The 9,154-nt window shown below is 68.6% G+C and carries 9 protein-coding genes and 1 pseudogene; 3 read left to right on the top strand and 7 right to left on the bottom strand.

What is annotated here, in order from left to right; all coding sequences use genetic code 11:
* A pseudogene (locus tag CV1CTNOD_RS24850) lies at positions 1 to 358 on the bottom strand (hypothetical protein); the annotation flags it as partial.
* Positions 359 to 482: 124 nt separating this feature from the next.
* Positions 483 to 1,367, bottom strand: a complete 885-nt coding sequence (locus CV1CTNOD_RS16690; RefSeq protein WP_131786976.1) for a lysophospholipid acyltransferase family protein — start codon at positions 1,365 to 1,367, stop codon at positions 483 to 485.
* Positions 1,368 to 1,753: 386 nt separating this feature from the next.
* Between CV1CTNOD_RS16690 and CV1CTNOD_RS16695 the strand changes: the two genes are divergently transcribed.
* Genes CV1CTNOD_RS16695 through CV1CTNOD_RS16705 form a run of 3 tightly spaced genes read left to right on the top strand, consistent with a single transcriptional unit; the run spans position 1,754 to position 4,623 of the window.
* On the top strand, positions 1,754 to 2,527 hold the full coding sequence (locus CV1CTNOD_RS16695; protein ID WP_131786977.1) for an alpha/beta hydrolase: 774 nt from the start codon (positions 1,754 to 1,756) through the stop codon (positions 2,525 to 2,527).
* A 3-nt stretch (positions 2,528 to 2,530) separates the two neighbouring features.
* Positions 2,531 to 3,313 (top strand): hypothetical protein, encoded by a 783-nt coding sequence (locus CV1CTNOD_RS16700; RefSeq protein WP_131786978.1) that lies wholly within the window; start codon positions 2,531 to 2,533, stop codon positions 3,311 to 3,313.
* A 59-nt stretch (positions 3,314 to 3,372) separates the two neighbouring features.
* A complete protein-coding gene (locus CV1CTNOD_RS16705) occupies positions 3,373 to 4,623 on the top strand; it encodes a TIGR00300 family protein (RefSeq protein WP_131786979.1) in 1,251 nt (416 codons plus the stop codon).
* 91 nt (positions 4,624 to 4,714) lie between these two features.
* Here the strand turns inward: CV1CTNOD_RS16705 and CV1CTNOD_RS16710 are convergent, their stop codons facing one another.
* The 5 genes from CV1CTNOD_RS16710 to CV1CTNOD_RS16735 form a co-directional block, all read right to left on the bottom strand.
* Positions 4,715 to 5,701, bottom strand: a complete 987-nt coding sequence (locus CV1CTNOD_RS16710) for an ROK family glucokinase (RefSeq protein WP_131787013.1) — start codon at positions 5,699 to 5,701, stop codon at positions 4,715 to 4,717.
* Positions 5,701 to 6,363 carry a hypothetical protein gene (locus tag CV1CTNOD_RS24855; protein ID WP_165485570.1) on the bottom strand — a complete coding sequence of 221 codons (663 nt, stop codon included), beginning with the start codon at positions 6,361 to 6,363 and terminating at the stop codon, positions 5,701 to 5,703. Before CV1CTNOD_RS24855 ends, CV1CTNOD_RS16710 begins: the two co-directional genes overlap by 1 nt.
* On the bottom strand, positions 6,360 to 7,574 hold the full coding sequence (locus CV1CTNOD_RS16725) for an ArsA family ATPase (protein WP_207386500.1): 1,215 nt from the start codon (positions 7,572 to 7,574) through the stop codon (positions 6,360 to 6,362). Before CV1CTNOD_RS16725 ends, CV1CTNOD_RS24855 begins: the two co-directional genes overlap by 4 nt.
* A gap of 6 nt (positions 7,575 to 7,580) precedes the next feature.
* Positions 7,581 to 8,015 carry an SRPBCC family protein gene (locus tag CV1CTNOD_RS16730; RefSeq protein WP_131767842.1) on the bottom strand — a complete coding sequence of 145 codons (435 nt, stop codon included), beginning with the start codon at positions 8,013 to 8,015 and terminating at the stop codon, positions 7,581 to 7,583.
* A 231-nt stretch (positions 8,016 to 8,246) separates the two neighbouring features.
* The gene (locus CV1CTNOD_RS16735) at positions 8,247 to 9,014 is read right to left on the bottom strand and encodes a metallophosphoesterase family protein (RefSeq protein WP_131786982.1); all 768 of its coding nucleotides are present in this window, start codon (positions 9,012 to 9,014) and stop codon (positions 8,247 to 8,249) included.
* Positions 9,015 to 9,154 lie beyond the last annotated feature (140 nt).

A 9,154-nucleotide genomic window follows, 5' to 3' on the forward strand; every position in this document is an offset into this window, starting at 1 on the left:
CGCCGGGCAGCCGGGCCGACCCACCGACACGGCCCGGCTGCCCGGTGAACGTCCCGTCGGCTTCCATCCGCACGCCAAGGCTCACCGCGGTGAAGCCGGCGGCGGCCCACTGCGCGACGGTGGCCTGGTCGAGAGCGGCACCGGGCGGCACCGAAACGCCGCGCACGAACAGCGTCCGACCGTCAGGGTCGACGATGAACCGGCCCGCGCGCAGGACCGTGCCGGCAGGTGGATCCGTCACCGCCGACCGCGCGGGTGCGGGACTCCCCGACGTGACCTCCGGCGCCGGCTGGGCCCGGGCCGCGGGTACGGCACCGGTTGTCAGCTGGATGGCAACCGTGGCAACAGCAGTTGTCACGGCAAGCCGTGCCGGGGCACGGCGCATTCCTGCCGACCGACGCCCACGCGACGGATGGTCGAGCGCTACAGGATCCCCCGATGAGTACACGCCGACCATCCTGCCGTGCCCCACCGGCGGGAGGTCAGCCTGCCTGACGGGTGTCGGTCTGATCACCCAGGCCCGACAGGCCGGCATTGCGACCGGCCCGCCGGCGGGCGCGCGAGCTACGAGGCGCCTTCGTCGACACCTTCGTCTGCGCCTCTGCCGAGACCCGGTCGACCGTATGACCAGCAGCCTTGTGGCCGGGATCCCCGTCGGAACCGCCGGCCGCCCCGGTCGCCGCCTCGTGCGCGGCGGTGAGCTCGCTTTTGACTCGCTGTGCGTACCTGTCGACATACTCCTGGCCTGAGAGCGCCATGAGCTCGTACATGATCTCGTCGGTCATGGACCGGAGCACGAACCGGTCGTCGACCATGCCCTCGTACCGGCTGAAATCAAGAGGCCGGCCGATGCGGATGCCGACACGGCGGATCCTGGGCATCAGCTTCCCCTGGGGCTGCACCTCGAAGGTGCCGATCATCGCAACCGGAATGACCGGCACCTTCGACTCCAGCGCCATCCGGGCAACACCGATCTTGCCTCGGTACAGCCGTCCGTCCGGCGAGCGCGTGCCCTCCGGATAGATCCCCAGCAGCTTGCCACGCTGGAGCACCCTCACGCCGGTCCGCAACGCCATGTCGCTGGCGGCTCCACCGCTGCGGTCGATCGGAAGCTGACCCGCACTGGTGAAGAACAACCGCTTCAGCCAGCCTTTGAATCCCGGTGCGGTGAAGTAGTCGCTCTTGGCCAGGAAGGTGACCCGTCGCGGCACGACCAGCGGGAGGAAGAAGTGGTCGGAGAAGGACAGATGGTTACCGGCGAGGATGGCAGGACCTCGTTCCGGGATGTTTTCCAACCCCTCGACCCACGGCCGCCAGAACAGCCGCAGGATAGGAGTGAGAAACGCCTTGACGACCCAGTACAACACGTCAGCTCCCGGTGTGGTCGTCCACCAATATCGGCCCGACGCACCCGCACACGGTGGCCCGAATAACCCTATGGAACCGGGATGGCCCCGTCCACCACGAGGACCACCTCGAAGACCGCCGCGGGGTCGACCGGAAGGATGTCGACGGGCCGGAGGTCCGCGGACACCGGCCACCGGCCCTCCTACGGCGACGCGGGGTCCGCGCGGGCATGGGACCGGCTACCGGGGCCGGCGTCGGATAAGACATCGGCATCATAGTGAGCATGGCCTGTACCCGCCCGGCATGCGAGCATGCTGCGGAGCCGGTTTGCGCGACGAAAACAGAAAAATCGTCCATCTCCACGGAGTGCGGCCGATCGCGCACAAGCAACGAGAGGGCGGGCACCATGGCAGGAGTACCACGGCGTTCGGTCATACCGGGTGCGGAGCCGTTCGAGCACGACGGCGGCGACATCGGAGTACTACTGGTCCACGGATTCACGGGCACACCCCAGAGCATGCGCCCTTGGGGCGCGTTCCTCGCGGAGGCGGGCCTGACGGTCTCCTGCCCGCTGTTGCCGGGCCACGGCACACACTGGCAGGAGATGAACACGACAACCTGGCACGACTGGTTCGGCGCGGCCGATGACGCCTTCAACCGCCTCCGGCAACGCTGCCCGACCGTATTCGTCATGGGGCTGTCCATGGGCGGGACCCTGACCCTGCGGCTGGCGGAAGTGCATGGCTCGGCGGTGGCCGGTGTAGTCACGGTCAACCCCAGCCTCGGCACCGACCGCCGGGTGGCGGCGCTCGCCCCGGTGCTCTCGCGGTTCGTCCCCGGCGTGATCGGGGTAAACAGCGACATCAAGGCCCCGGGTACGACAGAGGTCGCCTACCGCCGGCTGCCCCTGCGGGCCTTCGTCTCCCTGCGCGAGCTGTGGGCGGTGGCAGTGGCGGACCTGGGCCGCATCACAAGCCCGATCCTGACCTTCCGCAGCCGCGTCGACCACGTCGTCGAAGCCACGTCCGGACTGATCCTGCTGGAAGGCGCGACATCGTGCGCCGTCTCCGAGCGCATCCTGGAGAACAGCTACCACGTGGCGACACTCGACAACGATAGACAGACAATTTTCCAGGGAAGTCTCCAGTTCGTCGACACACACACGGTTGTCTCGGGGTGAGTCGTGCCTGACCTGCCACCACCTGCCTGTGGACCGCCGCCGGAGACCGGTCCGCCTGCCTGTGGACGGCCGCCGCAAGCCGGTCCGCCCGATGCCGAGGACCGCGACGCGGCCACGATCGGGCCCGCCGACCGGTCCGGCGCGCACCGAGATGATCCCGCACCCGCGGACGGCACCGCGACCCGAAACCCCGCCGCCGGTGAGCCACCGGCGGCGGACACCCCCGGCGGGGACGAGGGCACAGGTCAGAACGCGGATCAGGACGCGGTCTTCGCCTCGCTCGTGGCCCGTTTCGACGCCGAACCCGTCGAGCGGACCTGGCCGTCCAGCGAGGACGTCACGGTGCGGGCGGAACCCCCGAGCGTGACCGTGCGTCCGATCTGGCGCTTACCACTCGACCCGAGGTACCGAAACGACCATTTCCCCTTCCCCGCGGACGGGACCGGCACCGGAAATCCAGCCGGCGACGGGACGGACGTCGACCTTCCGGGTATCCCGGACGACCCCGACGCCTCCGATGATCCCTATGATCCGTCGGACCACTACGAGCCACCGCCCCCACCTCCGATACCACGCATGCAACCCACCACCCGGTGGGCGTTGTGTTCCATCGCCCTCGGCGTCGCGATCCTGTTGGTGCCCACGATTGCCGGGATTGACCACGGCAGGCCCTATGACGTCGGAGGAGTCATGCTTGTGCTGGGCGGAGTCGCCACACTGGTACTCCGAATGGGAGATCGGCCGCCCACCGATTCAGCGGACGGCGACGACGGCGCGATCGTCTGATCCGGATTCGCCGGCAGGCGGACCGGACGCCTGCGTCACGTCACGGAAGGGGCGGCTGCGTGCAGTTCCACGAAAAGGTCGAGATACATGGTCACCTGATGGACACCGGTATTCTTGCCCGGATACTCGATGACGTCCTGGGTTACGGAGGCGACTACGAGATCGAGAGTATCGATCTCGGTATGACCCACGACGACGAGTCGCATGCGATGATCACCGTCGGGGCGGACTCGAGGGAGCATCTGACCCGCATTCTCATGCGGATCAAGGCTTATGGCGTCAACAGCGTGGAGCCGGGCACGGCGGTGGTGCGGGCGGCTGACCACGACGGGGTCTTTCCCGCCGACTTCTACTCGACCACCAATCTGGAAACCGTGGTCCGCCTCGGCGGCCAGTGGGTACCGGTGGAACATCCCGAGATGGACTGCGGCCTTGTCGTCTCCGAAGGGCGGGTACGCACCATCCCGGTCTCCGACGTCCGGGCCGGCGACATGATCGTGTGCGGCGTGTCCGGGGTGAAGGCCGTCCTGCCGGTCACCGACCACTCGACCCGGATACACGGAACCTTCCAGTCCATGTCGTCGTCCACGGCCCTACTGGCGCCACAGCGCCAAGCCCTGCTGGTCCGGACGATCGCCCGCCAGATCCGTGAGCTCAAGGCGGAGGGCTTCGGAGTGCTGTGGGTGGCCGGGCCCTCCGTCGTCCAGACCGGGGCCACCTCGGCCATGGTCGCCCTGATCGAAGCCGGCTACGTCGACGTGCTCTTCTCCGGCAACGCCTTCGCCGCCATCGACATCGAAGCGGCCCTGTACGGAGCGGCGTTCGGCAACGAACCCAGCCGCGGCAAGGGGGCCGAACGCGGGCACGAACAGTACATCCGGGCGATCAACACGATCCGGCGCGCCGGATCCATCGCCGCAGCCGTCGACAACGGCGTCCTGACCAGCGGGATCATGCATGCCATCGTCAAGGCGGACAAGAGGTTCGTCCTGGTCGGCTCGGTCCGGGACGACGGCCCGCTGCCGGACGTCCACACCGACGTGCTGGTCGGCCAACGCGCCATGCGCGACGCCCTGCACGGGATCGGATTCGCAATAATGGTCGCCTCGATGCTGCATTCGGTGGCGACAGGCAACATCCTGCCGGCATCCATCCCCGTGGCCTGCGTGGACATCGACCCCAGCAGCGTCACCAGGATCGCCGACCGCGGGTTCACTCATGCTGTCGGTGTCGTCACGGACGCCGGGCTGTTCCTGGAACAGCTGGCCCAGGAACTGGTTGCCGACTACCGTCCGGACACGACCCGCTGATCGCGCGGGGCTGCCCGCGTCGCCGACCGGTTCAGCGACAAGCCGTCCAGGGACGACCGGTTCGCTGCTGATCGGTTCAGCGACAACCCGGTCAGCGACGGGCCAGGTCGGCGGCGCCGATGATGCCACCCTGCGCTCCGAGTCGGGCCACGACGATCTGCGCCTCGGGACGGTACCGACGGGCTGACAGGCTGTTTGCGAACTCCACCCGGGCCGGGACGAGGAGAAGATCACCGGCCTCCGACACGCCGCCACCGAGCACGAAGAGACCGGGATCAAGAACCGAGGCCAGACTGGCCATCGCCCGGCCCAGCCAGGTGCCGACATCCTCGAAGCATTTCACCGCGAGCGGGTCGCCCTCGCGGGCAGCCTCGGTGACCGCCGGACCGGTGAGAACGGTCACATCGCCGTCAGCCAGCTCCAGCAACCGCCGGCCCGCCGCCGGCGAGGTCATGACCAGCTCGCGGGCCTTGCGGACCAGCGCGTTGCCACTGCCGTACGACTCGAGGCATCCCCTGTTCCCGCAACCGCACGGGCGGCCTCCGGCCACCAGCTGCATGTGCCCGATCTCCCCGCCGAGCCCGAAACGCCCCCGGTACAGCCGGCCGTCCAGCACGATCCCGCCGCCGACGCCGGTCCCCACCGTCACACACACCAGATCGTGCTGGCCGCGGCCGGCTCCGAAGCGGTACTCCCCCCAGGCCATCGCGTTCGCGTCGTTTTCGACGACCACCGGCAGGCCGGTGCGGACGCTCACCTCGTCCCGCAGCGGTTCGTCACGCCAGGCGAGATTCGGCGCGAACAACACGTGCGAGCGGTCACGGTCGATCAGACCCGCCGCCCCGATGCCGACCGCCTGCACCGGCCGCGGCGCCACGGCCGCCCGCAGCTCGCCGACCACCGCGTTGATCAGATCGGCCACCGCGGCCGGCTCCTGGCTCGGCGTCGGCCGCCGGACCGACGCCAGGATCGCCCCGTCCTCGTCGACGGCACCCGCGGCAATCTTTGTGCCGCCGACGTCCACGCCGATCACCAGATCGGACTGCGCGCCGTTCGTTCCCGACGACGTTGCGGTGATCACTCGACATCGATCCTCTGAACACGCGATCCGGACCCCGGTCGCTCGGTTGTCCTTCCCCTCCTAGCAGTGTCGTCCACCCGGCCGGCACCGGCCGCAGCCGCGCCGTCTCCTCCGGCATTCGGACGATCGGCGAGTATCGCCCGCACCGCCGCGGCCAGCGAGGTGGCTGCCGCGAACAGGTGCACGGCCGCCTCCGGCCGGCCCGCGGCCAGCGTGGTGGCCAGCCGGCAGACCGGACACACCTGGCACATGGTCATCGCGACGCCGTCCGGACGGATGTCGTGGTGGCTCTCCGGCCGGCAACCACAGTCACAACCGACACCACTGCTGCCAGTACCACTGCTGCCAGCACCACCGGACGGCGAGCCGGAGCGGACCCCGGATCCCACCGGTCCAGGACCGGCACGGCCGGTATGAGCGTCCTCACCGGCATGGCTGGCGTCACCGGCATGGCGGCTGGCGTCACCGGTGTGATCGGTGGCGCTGGCGTGATCGGTGTGGTCGGTGGCGCTGGCGTGATCGGTGGCGCTGGCGTGATCGGTGGTGTGGGCGTGATCGGTGGTGTGGGCGTGTGCCGCCGGGTGCGCGAGCAGGTCACGCAGGGCCGCGGCGAGCAGGGCGGCCTCCTGGGCGAGCGGACCCGGCGCCAGACGGGTCACGTGCGCGCCCACAGGCTCGGGTCGGGCACGAAGGACACCACCAACCGGTCGTCCCGCAGCACCGCGCCGCTGACGTCACAGCGTCGCAACGCGGACGGCAGGGTGAGCATCCGCCGCTGCGACCCGACGGACACCATCAGCTCGTCCGCGCCGAGCCGGGCAAGGGCGATCTCGGAACGCTCCACGAACGGCAGATCGATCAAGATCGAGAAGCCGTCCCCGGTACGCTCGACCCGCAGCGGGCCGATCCCGGCCCGCCCGCCGCCACCGAGGACCGCGGCCGGGTCCAAAGCCAAGTAGGCACCCGCGGCAAAGGCCGCGAGCTCCTCCAGGCCGATCGGTTCACCGGCGCGGTAGGCCGCGCGCAGGACCGGGATCGGCGCAAAGGACAGGTCGACGGCTGACAGCTGGTCACGGTGGACGGCCGCCCATCCGGCCCGCCAGGCGTCGCCACCGGCATCGGTGTGCACCCGGTTGGCCACCACGGCGTCCACACCGAACCCGTGCAGTGCGAGAGCGCCCACCGCGGCCTGTGTCCGGGAGACCACGACGGTCTCGGGTGTCAGAACGAGCCGCACGCTGGAGCGTGACGGGTCGGACAGGATCTCACGAACCTCATCCATGATCGATTGAAGCTGTACGGCGGCACCCGCAAGCGGTTCGGCCGTGACGTCCGGCCAGTCGGAGCGGCCAAGCCGCCGGGAGCCGCCGCGCAGCAGACGGGCAAGCCGACCATCGGCCGGAACGATCCGGCGCAGGTACCAGGCCAGTGTCTCCGGGAAGGTCAACAGGCGCAGTAACTGGGCGATCGGGCCGGCATCGACCACGATGACGTCGTAGTCCCCGGATCTGATCTGGTCGAACAGGTGCAGGAGGGTGAGAACCTCTCCGGCACCGGGAGGCACCGTCAGCTCACCGGCTTCGATCGGGTCTGCTCCGGTGGCCTCCCAGAGCCGGCGCAGGGGGGCTTGCATCGTCGGCCAACGGTCCTCGAAGGCGCGTTGGGTGTCCACCTGCTGCGCGAACAGGCCGGACTCGATCTCGACGGGAGCCGTGCTCAGCGGATGGTCGAGAACCGCCGCGAGACCCTGCGCCGGGTCCGCGGACAGCACCAGCGTCCGGTTACCGCGCTGAGCGGCCAGGGTGGCCGTCGCCGCGGTGACCGTGGTCGTCCCGACGCCCCCCTTGCCCGTGAAGAGCACGCAGCGCACGCGCAGTCAGCTCTCGATGTGTTTCTTGAGGTCCTTCAAAGCGGCGTCGACAACGCCGCTTTGAACCCTGCGCCGAAGCAGACCCGGAATTTTGATCTTCAAGTCGACGGTGAGATCGTACACGACCTCGGTCCTGCCGCCACCCAGATCGCGCAGGACGTAGCTGCCGTCCTGTGCGATCATGTTGTTTCCCTCGACGAGGGTCCAGCTGACCGAATCATCACCCGACCAGGTGTACTCGATGACGAATTCCTCCTTCGTCACCACCGCGTTGACCAGGAAACGGCCCTGACGGGGACGACCGTCAGGCCCAGCCGCGACGATCTCGGACCGTTCCACCGGCCCCGACCAGGTCGAATATGTGTTGATATCGGCAATCGCGGCCATCACGGCCGCGGGCTCCGCATTGATCGTGATGGTGGCTCGGGCGTGGTCCGCCATTGGTGACAGTGCCTCCACAACTCACCCGGGGGTGCCCGGCGCCACTGGCATCCCGGTTACATCCCGGTTACTCCGACATCCAGGATCTCTCCACACGCCAGGATAATCATCCTGACCGACCGCCGAGGTTACCGGACCCGCTACGGGCGCGGCCGACTGCCGGGGGCGTGTCCAGCAGATCTCCAATCACGCGGATCGACATCCGGACGACCAATGCCCACCGGACGCCCTCTACCACTCAAGCACGAACGGTGTCCCCTGAGCGTTGAAATGTCCGACGTTCACGCAGCGCGTTCGTCCGATGTCGAGTACGTCCCGGTACGGCTGGTGGACGTGCCCGAAGAGCACGTACCGCGGCTTCATTTCGTGAATGGCCTCCAACACCGCGACGCTACCCCGCTCGTAACGCCGGGCCACCGTGTCGTACACGAGCTCGGGCAGGTGCGGCGGAATATGGCAGCACAGAACGTCCACCGCCCCGACCGCCGTGACCTTCGCGGCGTAGGTTTCGTCGTCGATCTCGTAGGGGGTGCGCATGGGTGTGCGCAAACCCCCGCCCACGAAACCGAACCGCAACCCTCCGATCTCGGTCGTCTCACCGTCGAGCAGCGTGACGCCGTCACGCAGATAGTCCAGGTAGAGGTGCGGAAGATCGACGTTGCCATAGGTCAGGAAAGTCGGTGTAGGAAAAGCGGCGAACATCTGTTCGTACTGCCGGCGGATCGCCTGCTCGACGATCGCCTGCCGGTCGTCACCCAAGGTAGCCCACAAACCACGGGACCATTCACGGGCTTCGTCGAAACGCAGCTCGGTCCGCAGCCGAATCATTTTTCCGACCGCGTCCGGACCGAACAGGTCCCCCATAATCCCACGGCTGTGATCCCGGTAGTCCACGTACAGAATGAGGTCCCCCAGGCAGACGAAGGCGTCAGCGCCCTTCCCCGCGGCGGCGAGCGCGTCAGCGCGGCCATGAACGTCACTCACCACGTGGACCCTCATACCCGGCAAGCCTACGGTCACGCCGGCTGAAAAACCCGCCGGGCGCTCTAACGGCGCGCAGGTCGTCCGAGAGATCCTATGGACGACACCTGCGGCGCGGCGGGCCCCGCAGGTTGCATAGCGGGTCCTGCGGGGCCCGC

Source organism: Protofrankia symbiont of Coriaria ruscifolia (genome assembly GCF_900634745.1).
GTDB classification, from domain to species: domain Bacteria; phylum Actinomycetota; class Actinomycetes; order Frankiales; family Frankiaceae; genus Protofrankia; species Protofrankia californiensis.

Coding starts and splice junctions, on each gene's coding strand:
- CV1CTNOD_RS16695 (WP_131786977.1), top strand. CDS start 1,754: ATGGCAGGAGTACCACGGCGTTCGGTCATACCGGGTGCGGAGCCGTTC.
- CV1CTNOD_RS16730 (WP_131767842.1), bottom strand. CDS start 8,015: ATGGCGGACCACGCCCGAGCCACCATCACGATCAATGCGGAGCCCGCG.
- CV1CTNOD_RS16735 (WP_131786982.1), bottom strand. CDS start 9,014: ATGAGGGTCCACGTGGTGAGTGACGTTCATGGCCGCGCTGACGCGCTC.